The following is a 13,824-nucleotide window of genomic DNA, read 5'->3' as shown; positions in this document are numbered from 1 at the left end:
CGGTAAGCGGCGAGAACAAATAGGTCTTGATGATCTTGTAGAACAGCACGCCCAATACCAGCGCCGGGAGGAAGGCCGCCAGTAGGTTGAGCGCGAAGCGTCGCGCCGCGGGATCCGAGCCGAGCCCCGCCGCTGCCTTGAGGAAGCGGGCTCGGTACTCCCAGCACACTGCCAGGATCGCCCCGAGCTGGATGAAGATGGCGAAGGTCTTGGCCCGCTCTCCGGTGAAGCCGAGCAGATCCTGGACGATGATCAGATGCCCCGTGCTGGAGACGGGGATAAACTCGGTCAGGCCCTCGACGATGCCGAGGATGATCGCCTGGATGAACGGCGGAAGCTCCATGGACAGGCGCGAAAAGTGCGCATGTTAGCACAGCGGCCCCTCGTGCCGGTCCGACTCGAGGGGCTTGAGCCAACGACAGTCTCTGTCTCGAGGAAGCTGTGGCCAATCCGGCGCGTTTCTTGCCTCTACCAAAGTATTACCAAGCCGGCTCTCGAAGCTAACGCGCGCGTTGCCCGCAAGGGCGGGTTACGATCCCACCGCCGATGCGCGAAAAGCCAGGACTCCCCCCACCCCAGGGGTGGAGGGTGAGGAACGGGGCAAAGTCATTCTCAGGCCAGTGGGGGAAAAGGGCCGCAGGCAATGAACCGTGGAGCAGTTGCGGGGGGAGCGCAACCAATGAGGCCTGGAAGGGCAAGAATGAAAGCGCTCAAACCCTTTTCTTCCTGCTGGGCGGGTTCATGCGACCTGCATCCTTCACCAGTGCTGCGCCGCCTCTCGTCTTGCTCGATTCGGACTTTGCCCCCTGGCCGGTCTGACCGACCGGACCTCGCTCGCCTCGGAGGTGGCGCCGCTCGCCGGGTGAACGGGGGACGCTCCTGACGCCCGCCTCCCTCAGGCCTTGGTGTAAACCTCGCCGCCCCGCTTCACGAACTCCTCGGCCTTCTCCTCCATTCCCTTCTTGAGCGCTTCTTCCTCCGAGAGTCCCATCTGAGCGGCGTAGTCGCGCACGTCCTGGGTGATCTTCATGGAGCAGAAGTGGGGGCCGCACATGGAGCAGAAGTGGGCGAGCTTCGCCCCCTCCTGGGGCAGGGTCTCGTCGTGGAATTCCCGCGCGGTGTCCGGGTCCAGGGACAGGTTGAACTGGTCCGCCCAGCGGAATTCGAAGCGGGCCTTGGACAAGGCGTTGTCCCGGATCTGGGCGCCGGGATGCCCCTTGGCCAGATCCGCCGCGTGGGCGGCGATCTTGTAGGCGATGATGCCGTCCTTCACGTCCTTCTTATTGGGTAGCCCTAGATGCTCTTTGGGGGTGACGTAGCAGAGCATCGCCGTGCCGTACCAGCCGATCATGGCCGCACCGATGGCGGAGGTGATGTGGTCATAGCCCGGCGCGATGTCGGTGGTCAAGGGGCCCAGGGTGTAGAAGGGCGCCTCGTGGCAGTGCTCAAGCTCCAGGTCCATGTTCTCCTTGATGAGCTGCATGGGCACGTGCCCCGGTCCCTCGATCATCACCTGGCAGTCGTGCTTCCAGGCGATGCGGGTGAGCTCTCCCAGGGTCTTGAGCTCGGCGATCTGGGCCTCGTCGTTGGCATCATAGATGGAACCCGGCCGCAACCCATCCCCCAGCGAGAAGGCCACGTCGTAGGCCTTCATGATCTCGCAGATCTCTTCGAAATGGGTGTAGAGGAAGCTCTCCCGGTGATGGGCCAGGCACCACTTGGCCATGATGGAGCCCCCGCGGGAGACGATGCCGGTCAAGCGCTTGGCGGTGAGGGGGATATAGGCGAGCCGCACGCCGGCATGGATGGTGAAGTAGTCCACCCCCTGCTCCGCCTGCTCAATTAGGGTGTCGCGGAAGATCTCCCAGGTGAGCTCTTCGGCTTTCCCGTCCACCTTCTCGAGCGCCTGGTAGATGGGCACGGTGCCGATGGGCACGGGGGAGTTGCGGATGATCCACTCACGCGTCTCGTGGATGTGCTTGCCAGTGGACAGATCCATCACCGTGTCGGCGCCCCAACGGATCGCCCAGGTCATTTTGTCCACCTCCTCGCCGATGGAGGAAGTGACCGCGGAGTTGCCGATGTTGGCGTTCACTTTCACCAGGAAGTTACGGCCGATGATCATGGGCTCGGTTTCCGGGTGATTCACGTTGGCGGGGATGATGGCTCGCCCCCGGGCCACTTCGTCCCGCACGAACTCCGGCGTGATCTCCGCGGGGATGGAGGCGCCGAAGGCCTGCCCGCGGTGCTGGCGCGCGAGCAGCTCCCGCTGCTCCTTGGTGAGGCTCGCGAGGAACGCCTCCCGCCGCAGGTTTTCCCGGATAGCGATGAATTCCATCTCCGGCGTGATGATGCCGCGGCGGGCGTAGTGCATCTGGGTCACGTTCATCCCTGCCTTCGCCCGGCGCGGCTTGCGCTTGAGGTTGAAGCGCAGCTGCGCGAGCTTCGGGTCCTCGAGCCGCGCCCGGCCGTACTGGGACGTAGGTCCGGGAAGTTCTTCGGTGTCGTTGCGCTCCAGGATCCAGGGCAGCCGCAGAGCCGGAAGGCCTTGGCGAATATCCACCGTGACCGCCGGATCAGTGTACGGGCCGGAGGTATCGTAAACGTAAATGGGTGGATTCTTCTCCGAGCCGAAAGAGGCCGGCGTGTCGGACTGGGTGATCTCCCGCATGGGTACCCGGATGTCGGGCCGGGAGCCCTGGATATAGATCTTGCGGGAGTTGGGAAACGGCTGCACGGCCGCATCGTCCACGCGGGCAGTGGCGGCCAGGAACTTGGGATTGGCGCTCATGTGGATTCGCTCCTCAAGTAGTGAAATCCGCTGGCCGGGAGCGAAGGAAAGGGACAGCTACGTTCCCTACGTCGGCATTACCCGGACAGGTTCGAAGGGTCTGTCTCACCCGGCATCCAGGCCATGTCGGCGGAACGGCACTGCTCGCCGCGTCCACCGTCGGCCCTTTGCCAGGACCCCTACGTAGTACAGCCCCAACGCTAGCCCAAAGCGGCGATCGATTCAAGTGCACAGGTCAAGAGCCGCCAGCGCATGCCTCGCGTTGCGTTCACCGCGAGACGAAGGCAGAATATATGACCAACCGGTCAGTCATTAAGGAATGCTCGTGGTTTCTTCCGCCAAGCGGAACAAGCCCCGTTGGCAACGCCGCAAAGAAGCGCGCCCCGACGAAATCCTGGCCGCCGCCCTGGAGCTTTTCACCCGCTACGGCTACGCGGCCACGCGGCTTGCGGACGTGGCGGCCCGAGCGGGTGTGAGCAAGGGGACCCTCTACCTTTACTTCCCCAACAAGGCCGAACTCTTCAAGGCTCTGGTGCGCCGTGCCCTGCTGCCCAATCTGGCGGAGGCGGAAGCCCAGGCCGCCCGCTTCTGCGGCAGCAGCCGGGAACTGCTCGGCCAGCTCGTCGGCCAATTCGCCCGGGCGGTCGTGGACTCCCCCCTTTCGGGCATTCCCAAGCTGGTGATCTCGGAGGCGGGTAATTTCCCGGAAATCGCCCGCTTCTACTTCGAGGAAGTCATCCAGCGGGTGCAGCGTCTGGTGGAATCGATCCTCGCCCGGGGTATGCGGCGCGGGGAATTCCGGCGCATCGACACCGCGCTCGCCTGGCGCGTGGTGGTAGCGCCTCTCGTCCTGCAGGTCTTGTGGAAGCACAGCTTCCAAGCCTACGAGGGGGAACCCGCACGCTTGGAGCGCTACGTGGCTGCCCACCTGGATCTGCTGTTCCATGGTCTGGCGAAGGAGCCCGCTGCATGACTTCCAGCCCGCGCCTAATGGGCATCGCCGCCCTTGCCTTGCTCAGCGCCTGCGCGGGAGAGGAGCCCGCCGCCTATCAAGGCTATGTGGAAGGCGAATACGTCTACGTGGCCTCCTCCCAGGCGGGAACCCTGATGGAGCTCGCGGTGGACCGGGGCAGCCGGGTGGAGCGCAACGCTCCCCTCTTCGTGCTGGAACAGGACGCCGAGCAGGCGGCCCGGCGGGAAGCGGCGGAGCGGCTCAGACAAGCCCGTGCCCGACTCGCCAACCTCAGCAAAGGGTTGCGACCGCAAGAGCTGGCGGCGATCGAGGCCCAGTACCAGCAGGCCTTGGCCGCCCTCGCCTTCTCCGAGGCCCATTTCCGGCGCCAGGAGCGGTTGATCCGCGACGGCTTCGTGAGCCCCAATACCCTGGATGCGGCCCGCTCCCAGTACGAGCGGGACCGGGCCCGGGTGACGGAGCTGGAGGCCCAGCGGCGCATCGGGCGGTTACCGGCCCGACCCGACGAGATCCGGGCTGCGGAGGCTGAGGTGAAGGCCGCCGAGGCGGCCCTGGCCCAAGCGCAATGGCGCTTGGCCCAGAAGGCGGTAGTGGCGCCGGTCGCAGGCTATGTGGAAGACCGGCTGTTCCTACCGGGGGAATGGGTGCCCGCTGGCAGCCCCGTGCTCTCCATCCTGCCCCCGGAGAATCTGAAGCTGCGCTTCTTCGTGCCGGAGCCCGATCTGCCGAAAATCCGCATCGGCCAGCCGGTCTCGGCCCGTTGCGACGGCTGCCCAGCGCAGATCCCTGCCACCATCGTCTTCGTCTCCTCTCAGCCGGAGTTCACCCCGCCGGTCATCTTCTCTCGGGAGCGGCGCGAGAAGCTCCTCTTTCGGGTGGAGGCCAAGGTGGCCCCCGAACACGCGCAAGGGCTCCATCCCGGTCAGCCCGTGGACGTGGCGCTGCGGCTCGAGCGCCTCACCCCCTCCCATGAATGACGGATACGCCATCCACGTGGAGGGCCTCACCAAGCGTTTCGGTGGCCGGGCGGTGGTGAAAGGGCTCTCGCTCCGAGTAAAGGAAGGCGAGATCTACGGCTTTCTCGGCCCCAACGGCAGCGGCAAGACCACCTCCATCCGCATGCTGTGCGGGCTGCTCACCCCGGACGAGGGCAGCGGCACCTGCCTGGGCTACGATGTCCTGCGCCAGACAGCCGAGATCAAGCGCCATGTGGGTTACATGACCCAGCGTTTCAGCCTCTACGAGGATCTCACCCTCCGGGAGAACCTGGATTTCGTCGCCCGCATGTACGGCATGACGAATCGCCGCGCCGCCGTGGAGCAGGCCCTGGAGGACCTGGGACTCGCGCAACACAGCCGCCAGCTCGCCGGCACCTTGTCGGGCGGATGGAAGCAGCGGCTCGCGCTGGCGGCCTGCATGCTCCACACGCCCCGGCTGCTCCTGCTCGACGAGCCCACCGCCGGTGTGGACCCCAAGGCGCGCCGCGACTTCTGGGCGCAGATCCACCGCTTGGCGGCCCGAGGGATCACGGTGCTGGTCTCCACCCATTACATGGACGAGGCAGAGCGCTGCCACCGGCTCGCCTACCTGGCTTACGGGGAGCTACTGGCCCAGGGCACTCCCTCGGAGCTGGTGGCCGCCTCCGGGCTCACCACTTGGTCGGTGGAAGGGGAGGACGTCCACGCCCTGGCGGAGCAGCTCCGCGCGCTGCCCGGCGTCACCCAGGTAGTACCCTTCGGCCACGTGCTCCACGTCTCGGGCAGCGACGCCCAGGCCCTCGCCGCCACCATCGCCCCGTTCCAGGAGGATCGGCGCTACCGCTGGACGCTGACTCAGCCGGGACTGGAAGACGTATTCATCCAGCTCATGGAAAGCGCCCGGGACGAGCTTTCGCCATGAGCCTCGAGGCCTTTTCCTGGTCCCGCTTCGCCGCCATCGTGGTGAAAGAGTTCATCCAGATGCGCCGGGACCGGCTCACCTTCGCCATGATGGTGGGCATTCCCTTGATCCAGCTCACCCTCTTCGGCTTCGCCATCAACGCCGACCCCAAGCATTTGCCCACGGCGGTGCTTTCGGCCGACGACAGCCGCTTCGCCCGCAGCTTTCTCGCGAGCCTCGCCAACAGCGGCTACTTCCATCTGGTCCAGCGGGTGCAGAGCGAAGCTGAGGCGCGGCACTTGCTGGACACCGGCCAGGTCCAGTTCGTGGTCTCCATTCCCGTGGACTTCTCCCGCCGGCTGCTGCGGGGCGAGCGGCCCGTGGTCCTGGTGGAGGCGGACGCGACCGACCCCGCGGCCACCAGCAACGCCATCGCCACCCTCTTCGAGCTCAATCGAAGTGCGCTCCAACCCGATCTGCCGGGCAGCCTCGCCGGCTTGAGGGAGCGCCCGCCCCCCTTCGAGGTGCAGGTGCACCGGCGCTACAACCCCGAGGGCATCACCCAGTACAACATCGTGCCTGGGCTCATGGGGGTGATCCTCACCATGACCATGATCATGATGACCGGCCTGGCGGTCACCCGGGAGCGGGAGCGCGGTACCATGGAAAATCTGTTGGCCACGCCGGTCAGGCCCCTGGAAGTCACCGTGGGCAAGATCGTGCCCTATATCCTCATCGCCTACGTGCAGGTGGCTCTGATTTTGGCGGCGGCGCGGGGCGTTTTCGGGGTACCCATCGAAGGCAGCCTGCCGTTGCTCCTCGGCTGCGTATTGGTCTTTGTCCTGGCCAATCTGGCCGTGGGCATCACCTTCTCCACCCTGGCGCGCAATCAGATGCAGGCGATGCAGATGACCTTTTTCTTTTTCCTGCCCTCCATCCTCCTCTCCGGGTTCATGTTTCCGTTCCGCGGCATGCCCAGCTGGGCCCAGGTCCTGGGAGAGGTGTTGCCCCTCACCCACTTCTTGCGGCTGGTGCGAGGAATCATGCTCAAGGGCAATGGCCTGGCGGAGAGCGCCCCCCATCTCTGGCCCATGCTCCTGTTCATGGCAGTGGTGATGACCATCGCCGTCGTCCGTTACCGGCGGACCTTGGACTGATGGCGGGCGAACGGGCCACGGCGCGGGCGCCTGCCGCCGGGTCGGCCCGGGCGGTGCAGTATAATGAGCGCTCTGTCCGTGCGCCCGCGCCCCGCGGGGGAAGACTCAAGGAAAGGGAGAACCCAGGTGAACGTGGAGCAAGCCCGTTACAACATGGTCGAGCAGCAGATCCGGCCGTGGGAGGTGCTGGACCAGGAAGTGCTCGACCTGCTGTTCCAGGTGCGGCGAGAAGAATTCGTCCCGGAGCCTTACAAGGCCCTGGCCTTCGCCGACATGGAGATTCCCCTGGGACACGGAGAGGTGATGCTCCCGCCCAAGCTGGAGGCCCGCATGCTCCAGGAGCTGGGAGTCAAGCCCGGCGACAAGGTCCTGGAGGTGGGCACTGGCAGTGGCTACATGACAGCCCTTCTCGCCCACCGGGCGCGCCACGTCTACAGCGTGGAGATCCACCCGGAGCTCAAGGCCTTTGGAGAAAAGAATCTGCAAGCCCACGACATCCGCAACGTGACGGTGGAGCTAGGCGATGCCTCCCGGGGCTGGTCGGCCCACGCGCCCTACGACGCGATCCTGCTGACCGGCTCGGTGCCGGTGCTTCCGGAAGCGTTTCAGCAGAGCCTGGCCGTGGGCGGGCGGCTCCTGGCCGTGGTGGGCGAAGAGCCCATCATGGAGGCGATGCTCATCACCCGTGTGGGCGAAGGCGCCTTCCGCACCGAGCTCCTGTTCGAGACCTGCATTCCGCCGCTCAGGAATGCCTGGCGGCCTTCGCGCTTCGTTTTCTGACCATGCCCTCGCCGGGCGGGCGCGCTTTCCCTTTGTTTTCCCGCCGCCCGGCCTGCGGCCCAGGGAAGGGAGGAACTTTTCCCATGCGACGTGCCCTCTGGGCGCTGGCGGCCTGCGCGTTCGCGAGTGCCGTTCAGGCCGAAGATCTGCTTGCCATCTACCGGGAGGCGACCGTCAAGGACGCCCAGTACCAGTCGGCCCGGGCGGCGTTCCAGGCGGCCCAGGAGCTCCTGCCCCAAGGTCGGGCCGGGCTGCTCCCCTCGGCCACTCTCTCGGCCAACCGCAACTATAACGACGTGGACTCCAATATCCGGGGCAGCCAGAGCTTCTCTTCCCGCAACTGGTCCATCACCGCCACCCAACCCCTCTACCGCAAGCAGAACCTGGTCGTCTACGAGCAGGCCAAGATCCAAGTGCGGCAGGCCGAAGCCCAGTTCGGGCAAGCCACCCAAGACTTGATCCTGCGGGTGGCCCGCGCCTACTTCGACGTGCTGCTCGCCCAGGTCAACGTGGAGCTGGCGGAAGCCCAGAAGCGGGCCATTGCCCAGCAACTGGAACAGGCCAAGCGCAACTTCGAGGTGGGCACCGCCACCATCGTGGACACCTACGAGGCCCAGGCGCGCTTCGACCTCACGAGTGCCCAGGAGATCGCCGCCCGCAACGACTTAGAAATCAAGAAGCGAGCGCTGCAGCAGATCATCGGCCGCTATCCGGGGGAGCTCGCCCGGGTGAATACGGAAAGGATCCAGCTCGCGCCGCCCGCCCCTGCCACCATGGAAGAATGGATCGCCCTGGCGGAGAAGAACAGCCTGCTCCTCAGGATTCAGCAGGACGCCTACGAGCTCGCCCAGCAGGAAGTGGAACGGGCCCGGGCCGGTCACTACCCCACCGTGGACCTCGTGGCGAGCTATACCGAGGCCCGCAACGCCAGCGTGAGCACCCTAGGGGTCGGGGCCGATACCAATTCGGCGGTGATCGGCGTGCAGCTCTCCGTGCCCCTGTTCCAAGGCTTTGCCATCCAGTCCCAAGTGCGGCAGGCCCTCTCCAACCAGGACAAGGCCCTGCAGGACCTGGACAACGTGCGCCGCACGATCGCCCAGAACGTGCGCCAGGCCTATCTCAACGTGACCAACGGTCTCGCCCGGGTAAAGGCCCTGGAGCAGGCCCTGGTTTCCAGCCAGAGCCAACTCGATTCCACCATCACCGGCCAGGAGGTGGGCGTGCGCACCTTCGTTGACGTACTGGACGCCCAGCAGCAGCTCTACTCGGCCCGCCGGGACCACTTCCAGGCCCTCTACGACTACATCCTGAGCTCCCTGGAGCTGCGCCGGGCAGCGGGCGTGCTCACCGACGAGGACGTGGCGGCGGTCAACCGATACCTGCGCTGATCCGGGCAAGAACCCGCTCCACTGCCCCCCGGTGGCGCTGGGCAAAGGCGCGGCCTGCCTCAGCCATACGGCGGCGGCGGGGGGCGTCCGCGAGCAGCGCCGCTACCGCGCCGGCGAGCGCCGCCTCGTCCACCACCCGCAGCGCCGCGCCTTCCGCCACCGCCCGCTCGGCCGCCTCCTCGAAATTGAAGGTGTGAGGACCCACGAGGACCGGCACGCCCACGGCGCAGGCCTCGATCAGGTTCTGTCCCCCCAAGGGTACGAGGCTTCCACCCACGAAGGCCACGTCGCAGGCGGCGTAATAGGCGAAAAGCTCTCCCATGGAATCCCCCAGCACCACCTGGGTCTCGGGGGCGATGGGGCGCGCTTCGCTGCGACGCTGCAGTGTCAGGCCGCGGCGGGCGACGAGGGTAGCCACCTCGTCGAAGCGCTGGGGATGGCGCGGCACGATCACGGTCAGCAGCCCGGGAACGTGGAGGCGCGCCACCGCGTCCAACACCCGCGTCTCCTCCCCTTCTCGGGTGCTGGCGGCAAGGAACACCGGTCGGCGGCTGCCGAACAGGGCCCGCAGCGCCTGCCCTTGGGCGAGCTGCGCCGCCGGCGGAGTCAAGTCGAACTTGAGGTTGCCCACCACCTCCACCCGGCGCGCGCCGAGTCGGATGAGCCTTCCGGCATCGGCCTCGGTCTGGGCCAGAATCCCCTCCAAAGCCCCCAATGCCTCTGCGGCAAGGCCCCGAAACCGGTCGTAGCGGCGGTAAGAACGCTCCGAGAGGCGCGCGTTCACCAGGTAGAGGGGAACCCGGGCCTGTCGGCAGCCGGCGATCAGGTTGAACCAGAGCTCGGTCTCCATGAGCACCCCCAGCGTGGGCCGGAAATGAGCGAGAAAGCGGCGCACGGCAAAGGGATAGTCGTAGGGAAGGTAGGCCTGAAGGAGGCGATCGCCGAAGAGTCGCCGGCCGGTCTCCCGCCCCGTGGGCGTCATGTGGGTGAGGAGGATCGAATGCTCGGGATGCCTCTGCACCAGGGCCTCCACCAAGGGCGCCGCGGCGCGGGTTTCCCCCACCGACACCGCGTGGATCCAGATCACCGGAGACCGGGGCGCTTCCCCGTAGCGGCCAAAGCGCTCGGCCACGTGGCGGAGGTATTCCGGCTGGCGCCGGGCACGCCACGCGAGCCGCAACGCAATGAAGGGCGCGGCGAGCCACAGTAGGCGGGTATAGGCCCAGCGACCGGCGCTCATGGGACGCGTATCGATGGAAATGGGTTGTGGACGACGAGCCGGCCGAACTTCCCCCCGTGCGGCAGATCATCGGTGATGCGGCCTGCGATCGCCGCCCGGACGAGCAACGCCTCCTGGAAAGACGGACGATCCCATGGGCGGCGCTGCATGCCCGCCAAGACACGCCACCGATCGACCTGGACCCCAGGCCAAGGGGCCAGGTCCCGCACCGCTAGACACGCGCCGTCTAGCGCCACCGACTCGGCCAGTTTCTCGGAGAGTGCGTGGGCATTGCGCGGCTTGGCCGGTGCACCCGTGTCGAACGAATACGCCTCGTACCCGAGAAAGCCCTCACCGCTCATATCAGTCTAGCAGAGCCCCGAGCGCATCCAGCACTTCCGCCACCGACGGCGGATGCCCGATACTGCCCAGATTCACGGCGCGCGAGCCCCCATAGACGCCCGTGCGACCCGGATCGGTCGCGCAGTAGAGCCCCACCACTGGCCGGCCCAAGGCCGCCGCCAGATGGGTGAGCCCGGTATCTACGCCGACGACGCCCCACGCCTCCGCCAGCACCGCCGCGAGCTCTTCCAGTGCGAGCGGGGGCGCCGCTACCGCGCCGGGGATCGTCGCGGCGAGCCGCTGCGCTCGCTGCCTTTCCACAGGGCCGCCCCAGGGGAGCACACTCGTTGCTCCCTGATCCGCGAGGCGCTTGCCCAGTTCAACCCAACGCTCTTCGGGCCAGAGTTTGTCGTCCCGGCTGGTGGCATGGAGCAGCACCACGTAGCGGGCGGCCGGCCGCCAGGGAAGCACTTGGGCGGGCGCCCGGATGCCGTAGTCGGCAGGCCCGGCGAGCACGTAGCCAGCGCAGCGGGCCGCGAGCCTGCGGTTTCGCTCCACCGCATGCAGCGCCCGTTCGACGGGATGTCGCTCGTCGTAGAGCGCCGCGGCCAAGGGCTCCCGGGCGCTTCCCCGGTGAAAGCCGCAGCGCCTCCCCCGGGCCATACGGGCGATGAGGGCGCTTTTCAGAAGCCCCTGCGTATCGATGACGATGTCATAGGATTCTTCTCGCAGGATGGCCCGCAGCCGGCTGAGCTCCGACCAAGTGGTCGGCGCGAGGGGCTGACGACGCCAGCGGCGCAGCGCCACGGGGATGACCCGGGAGACCGCGGGATGCAGCCGCGGAATGGCGGCAAACCCCTCTTCCACCACCCAGTCGATGCGACAACCGGGATGCGTCCGGGCGAGGTCGGTGGCGACCGGCAGGTTGTGGATCACGTCGCCCATGGAGGAGGTCTTGACCAGGAGAAAACGCAAAGAGAGCACTCCGACGCCCCCAATGAGACAAGCGGCGGTAGCCTACACGGAATCCCAGGAAAAACCTAGAATTGCCTTGATTCGACCTCACGCACCGGCGACTCCCCATGAGCAACCGCGCGACGGATTGGTTCCGGCAGGCGGAACGGGACCTGGAACAGGCGCTGGCCTCCCAGCGGGAAGGGCGCCACGAATGGGCCTGCTTCGCGGCCCAGCAATCGGCCGAAAAGGCCGTCAAGGCGCTCCATCTCCGCTTGGGGCAGGAGGCCTGGGGACATGCGGTGGCCCGCCTGCTGAGCGAGCTACCCGGCTCGGCGCCCGCGGAATTGGTGGAAAAAGCAAAAGTCCTGGACAACTTCTACGTGGCCACCCGCTACGCCAACGGCCACCCCGAGGGGGCGCCTTTCGAACACTACGGCCCCATCCAGAGCGGCCAGGCCGTCACCTATGCCCGTGAGATCCTTGAATTCGTCCGTGCTCGCATGGCCTGACCGGGCATCGGTCGACCGGGCCGTGAGAGCCTGGGCCACCCTCGAAGCGAAGCGCCATCCGGGCGTCCTGCGCATCGGCTACTTCGGTTCCTACGCCCGGGGCGATTGGGGCGTGGGCAGCGACCTGGACCTGGTGGCGGTGGTGGAAGACTCGCCGCTCCCCTTTCATGAGCGCGCCGCCCGATGGAACATCCTCGAGCTGCCGGTGCCTGCCGAGCTGCTCGTGTACACTCGTGACGAATGGGAGCGCCTCCTGGCCTCGCAATCCCGTTTCGCGCGGCAACTTTTGCAAGAAACCGTATGGGTACTTGCCGATATCGTGCAGGATCAGCCCGGCTCGAGTGCGCCCGTCGCTACCTAGACGGACTGGACCCGCACAACGCCCGCACCGTCGCTTTCGGTTCCGTGGTCCGGGGCGATTCTCCGGCGGAAAGCGATACGGACCTGTTGATCGTGGGCGACGAGCGCCCGTCTCTGCCGTTTGGCACGCATCATCCGGCGCCGGCGGTCGAACCGCTCGGAAAGAAAAAGGAGAAGCGGGATCGCCGCCGGGAAGGGCGCCCCCTTCCTCTCAGTTCTGGAACAGGCGGGGGCGGCCGCTGCCCCGATGACGATGAGCGCTGTTGCAAGCGCACGTCCCCATCTGGCAGCGAGCCGCCCCCTTTGAGACAAGCCATAGGGTGCGCTTCAGCGCACCGTGCTCGGTACTGCCGTCCCCGCGACGGCGCGCCTCGGCCGCGCTCGATCCGCCCGACGACACTCGTTGGGTTCCGCAGCTTGAGAAAGGCAGACAGGGACCATGTACCGGGAAGCCTTTGAGCGGATCGTTTCGGCCATCCCCCCGCCCTGCCAGGCTGTCTACGCAGACCGCCCGAAGGCCGTGGCTCTCTATGGCTCGGTCGCCCGGGGCAGCATGCGTCCCGACTCAGACATGGATCTGCTGATCGTCGCGGAACCGCTCCCGCCGAGCCGCCGCTCCCGTTTCGAGGAGTTCGCGGCGGTCGAGAAGGAAATATCCCCATGGTTGGACCAGGCGCGGGCGCAAGGCGTAAACACTTCCCTCTCCCCCCGGTTCAAGACGCCCGAAGAGCTGCGCCAAGGAAGTCCCCTTTTGCTCGACATAACCGATCAGGCGCGTATCCTCTATGACCCCCAGGGTTTGCTGCGCGGCTACCTGGATGAGCTGGCCGGGCGGCTCGCCGCCATGGGCGCGCGTCGCCTCCACAAAGGAGGCGGCTATTATTGGGAACTCAAGCCCGACTACCAGTGGGGTGATCGGATCGAGCTATGACTACTAACGAGCTGGCCAGGCGCTATTTCAGCCGGGCGGAAAAGCGATTGCTCGCCTTGCGCGTCCTCATGCAGGTCGAGGCTTTCCCGGATGTGGTGTGCGAAGCCCAGGAGGTGGTCGAGCGGGTGCTCAAGGGCATGCTGCGCTGGGTGGGTGTCGACCCACCGAAGTGGCACGACGTGGGATCGATTCTCTTGGAACATGCCGGAAAGTTCCCGGAGGCGCTGCGGGCCGAACTGCCGGCATTGGCCGAGACTTTCTTGCGATTGCCCCGGGACCGGGAAGCGGCGTTCTACGGCGACATCGACCTGATCCCCGAACGGGTCTTCGGGCCGGAGGATGCGGCCAGAGCCCTGTCGGGCGCCGAGCGGGTGCTCGCGGCCACGAAGCACTTCACGATTCCATGATCCTCGTCACCGGCGGAGCCGGCTTCATCGGGTCCAACTTCGTGCTCCAGTGGCTGCGCGCGGTGGGCGAGCCCGTGGTCAATCTGGACAAGCTCACCTACGCCGGCCACCGCGGCCACTTGGCCGTGGTGG

General features: G+C 66.7%; 17 protein-coding genes and 1 riboswitch. Of the genes, 12 read left to right on the top strand and 5 right to left on the bottom strand.

Translation table 11 applies throughout. The features are described from left to right. Positions 1–343, bottom strand: a 343-nt coding sequence (locus tag V7Q81_RS10605) for an undecaprenyl-diphosphate phosphatase (protein WP_333842981.1), incomplete at its 3' end; no start/stop codon positions are given. A 552-nt stretch (positions 344–895) separates the two neighbouring features. Then, entirely contained in the window at positions 896–2,791 is a 1,896-nt protein-coding gene (gene thiC / locus V7Q81_RS10600; RefSeq protein ID WP_333842977.1) for a phosphomethylpyrimidine synthase ThiC, read from the bottom strand. Positions 2,792–2,837: 46 nt separating this feature from the next. Continuing rightward, positions 2,838–2,982, bottom strand: a riboswitch (TPP riboswitch). Positions 2,983–3,116: 134 nt separating this feature from the next. Here thiC and V7Q81_RS10595 point away from each other — a divergent pair. From V7Q81_RS10595 to V7Q81_RS10570, 6 genes are all read left to right on the top strand, one after another. Next, entirely contained in the window at positions 3,117–3,764 is a 648-nt protein-coding gene (locus V7Q81_RS10595; RefSeq protein ID WP_333842973.1) for a TetR/AcrR family transcriptional regulator, read from the top strand. Next, positions 3,761–4,741: an HlyD family secretion protein gene (locus V7Q81_RS10590; protein WP_333842970.1), complete on the top strand. Its 981-nt coding sequence runs from the start codon at positions 3,761–3,763 to the stop codon at positions 4,739–4,741. The genes V7Q81_RS10595 and V7Q81_RS10590 overlap by 4 nt, the downstream gene beginning before the upstream one ends. Continuing rightward, a complete protein-coding gene (locus V7Q81_RS10585) occupies positions 4,734–5,663 on the top strand; it encodes an ABC transporter ATP-binding protein (protein WP_333842967.1) in 930 nt (309 codons plus the stop codon). The genes V7Q81_RS10590 and V7Q81_RS10585 overlap by 8 nt, the downstream gene beginning before the upstream one ends. After that, on the top strand, positions 5,660–6,799 hold the full coding sequence (locus tag V7Q81_RS10580) for an ABC transporter permease (RefSeq protein WP_333842964.1): 1,140 nt from the start codon (positions 5,660–5,662) through the stop codon (positions 6,797–6,799). The genes V7Q81_RS10585 and V7Q81_RS10580 overlap by 4 nt, the downstream gene beginning before the upstream one ends. Before the next feature lie 126 nt (positions 6,800–6,925). Further along, positions 6,926–7,579, top strand: a complete 654-nt coding sequence (locus V7Q81_RS10575) for a protein-L-isoaspartate O-methyltransferase family protein (protein ID WP_333842962.1) — start codon at positions 6,926–6,928, stop codon at positions 7,577–7,579. A gap of 83 nt (positions 7,580–7,662) precedes the next feature. Next, positions 7,663–8,967, top strand: a complete 1,305-nt coding sequence (locus V7Q81_RS10570; RefSeq protein ID WP_333842959.1) for a TolC family outer membrane protein — start codon at positions 7,663–7,665, stop codon at positions 8,965–8,967. On the opposite strand, the gene waaA is transcribed toward V7Q81_RS10570, so the two are convergent. Genes waaA through waaC form a run of 3 tightly spaced genes read right to left on the bottom strand, consistent with a single transcriptional unit; the run spans position 8,948 to position 11,503 of the window. Continuing rightward, on the bottom strand, positions 8,948–10,207 hold the full coding sequence (gene waaA / locus V7Q81_RS10565) for a lipid IV(A) 3-deoxy-D-manno-octulosonic acid transferase (RefSeq protein WP_333842957.1): 1,260 nt from the start codon (positions 10,205–10,207) through the stop codon (positions 8,948–8,950). The two genes, V7Q81_RS10570 and waaA, sit on opposite strands and share 20 nt — an antisense overlap. Further along, complete coding sequence (locus V7Q81_RS10560) at positions 10,204–10,548, bottom strand: hypothetical protein (RefSeq protein WP_333842955.1); 345 nt, start codon at positions 10,546–10,548, stop codon at positions 10,204–10,206. The genes waaA and V7Q81_RS10560 overlap by 4 nt, the downstream gene beginning before the upstream one ends. Before the next feature lies 1 nt (position 10,549). Next, positions 10,550–11,503, bottom strand: a complete 954-nt coding sequence (waaC, locus tag V7Q81_RS10555; RefSeq protein ID WP_333842952.1) for a lipopolysaccharide heptosyltransferase I — start codon at positions 11,501–11,503, stop codon at positions 10,550–10,552. Positions 11,504–11,610: 107 nt separating this feature from the next. Between waaC and V7Q81_RS10550 the strand changes: the two genes are divergently transcribed. The 6 genes from V7Q81_RS10550 to V7Q81_RS10530 all read left to right on the top strand — a co-directional run. Continuing rightward, on the top strand, positions 11,611–11,994 hold the full coding sequence (locus V7Q81_RS10550) for a HEPN domain-containing protein (protein WP_333842950.1): 384 nt from the start codon (positions 11,611–11,613) through the stop codon (positions 11,992–11,994). A 22-nt stretch (positions 11,995–12,016) separates the two neighbouring features. After that, positions 12,017–12,355 carry a nucleotidyltransferase domain-containing protein gene (locus tag V7Q81_RS10545; protein ID WP_333842947.1) on the top strand — a complete coding sequence of 113 codons (339 nt, stop codon included), beginning with the start codon at positions 12,017–12,019 and terminating at the stop codon, positions 12,353–12,355. After that, positions 12,295–12,813 (top strand): nucleotidyltransferase domain-containing protein, encoded by a 519-nt coding sequence (locus tag V7Q81_RS16105; protein ID WP_442954809.1) that lies wholly within the window; start codon positions 12,295–12,297, stop codon positions 12,811–12,813. Before V7Q81_RS10545 ends, V7Q81_RS16105 begins: the two co-directional genes overlap by 61 nt. Continuing rightward, on the top strand, positions 12,794–13,285 hold the full coding sequence (locus V7Q81_RS10540; protein ID WP_333842945.1) for a nucleotidyltransferase domain-containing protein: 492 nt from the start codon (positions 12,794–12,796) through the stop codon (positions 13,283–13,285). The genes V7Q81_RS16105 and V7Q81_RS10540 overlap by 20 nt, the downstream gene beginning before the upstream one ends. Then, on the top strand, positions 13,282–13,692 hold the full coding sequence (locus tag V7Q81_RS10535) for a HEPN domain-containing protein (RefSeq protein ID WP_333842943.1): 411 nt from the start codon (positions 13,282–13,284) through the stop codon (positions 13,690–13,692). Before V7Q81_RS10540 ends, V7Q81_RS10535 begins: the two co-directional genes overlap by 4 nt. Further along, positions 13,689–13,824, top strand: a 136-nt coding sequence (locus tag V7Q81_RS10530) for an NAD-dependent epimerase/dehydratase family protein (protein ID WP_333842984.1), incomplete at its 3' end; no start/stop codon positions are given. The genes V7Q81_RS10535 and V7Q81_RS10530, both read left to right, overlap by 4 nt.

The organism is Pelomicrobium sp., assembly GCF_036803785.1.
Taxonomy (GTDB): domain Bacteria; phylum Pseudomonadota; class Gammaproteobacteria; order Burkholderiales; family UBA6910; genus Pelomicrobium.
The sequence above is the reverse complement of the archived record's forward strand: the minus strand, read 5'-3'. Positions and strand labels throughout refer to the sequence as shown.

Bases quoted from the DNA above. Each gene is read 5' to 3' on its own strand.
- thiC (WP_333842977.1), bottom strand. From the start codon at position 2,791: ATGAGCGCCAATCCCAAGTTCCTGGCCGCCACTGCCCGCGTGGACGAT.
- V7Q81_RS10590 (WP_333842970.1), top strand. From the start codon at position 3,761: ATGACTTCCAGCCCGCGCCTAATGGGCATCGCCGCCCTTGCCTTGCTC.
- V7Q81_RS10585 (WP_333842967.1), top strand. From the start codon at position 4,734: ATGAATGACGGATACGCCATCCACGTGGAGGGCCTCACCAAGCGTTTC.
- V7Q81_RS10580 (WP_333842964.1), top strand. From the start codon at position 5,660: ATGAGCCTCGAGGCCTTTTCCTGGTCCCGCTTCGCCGCCATCGTGGTG.
- V7Q81_RS10570 (WP_333842959.1), top strand. From the start codon at position 7,663: ATGCGACGTGCCCTCTGGGCGCTGGCGGCCTGCGCGTTCGCGAGTGCC.
- waaA (WP_333842957.1), bottom strand. From the start codon at position 10,207: ATGAGCGCCGGTCGCTGGGCCTATACCCGCCTACTGTGGCTCGCCGCG.
- V7Q81_RS10560 (WP_333842955.1), bottom strand. From the start codon at position 10,548: ATGAGCGGTGAGGGCTTTCTCGGGTACGAGGCGTATTCGTTCGACACG.
- V7Q81_RS10550 (WP_333842950.1), top strand. From the start codon at position 11,611: ATGAGCAACCGCGCGACGGATTGGTTCCGGCAGGCGGAACGGGACCTG.
- V7Q81_RS16105 (WP_442954809.1), top strand. From the start codon at position 12,295: ATGGGTACTTGCCGATATCGTGCAGGATCAGCCCGGCTCGAGTGCGCC.
- V7Q81_RS10540 (WP_333842945.1), top strand. From the start codon at position 12,794: ATGTACCGGGAAGCCTTTGAGCGGATCGTTTCGGCCATCCCCCCGCCC.
- V7Q81_RS10535 (WP_333842943.1), top strand. From the start codon at position 13,282: ATGACTACTAACGAGCTGGCCAGGCGCTATTTCAGCCGGGCGGAAAAG.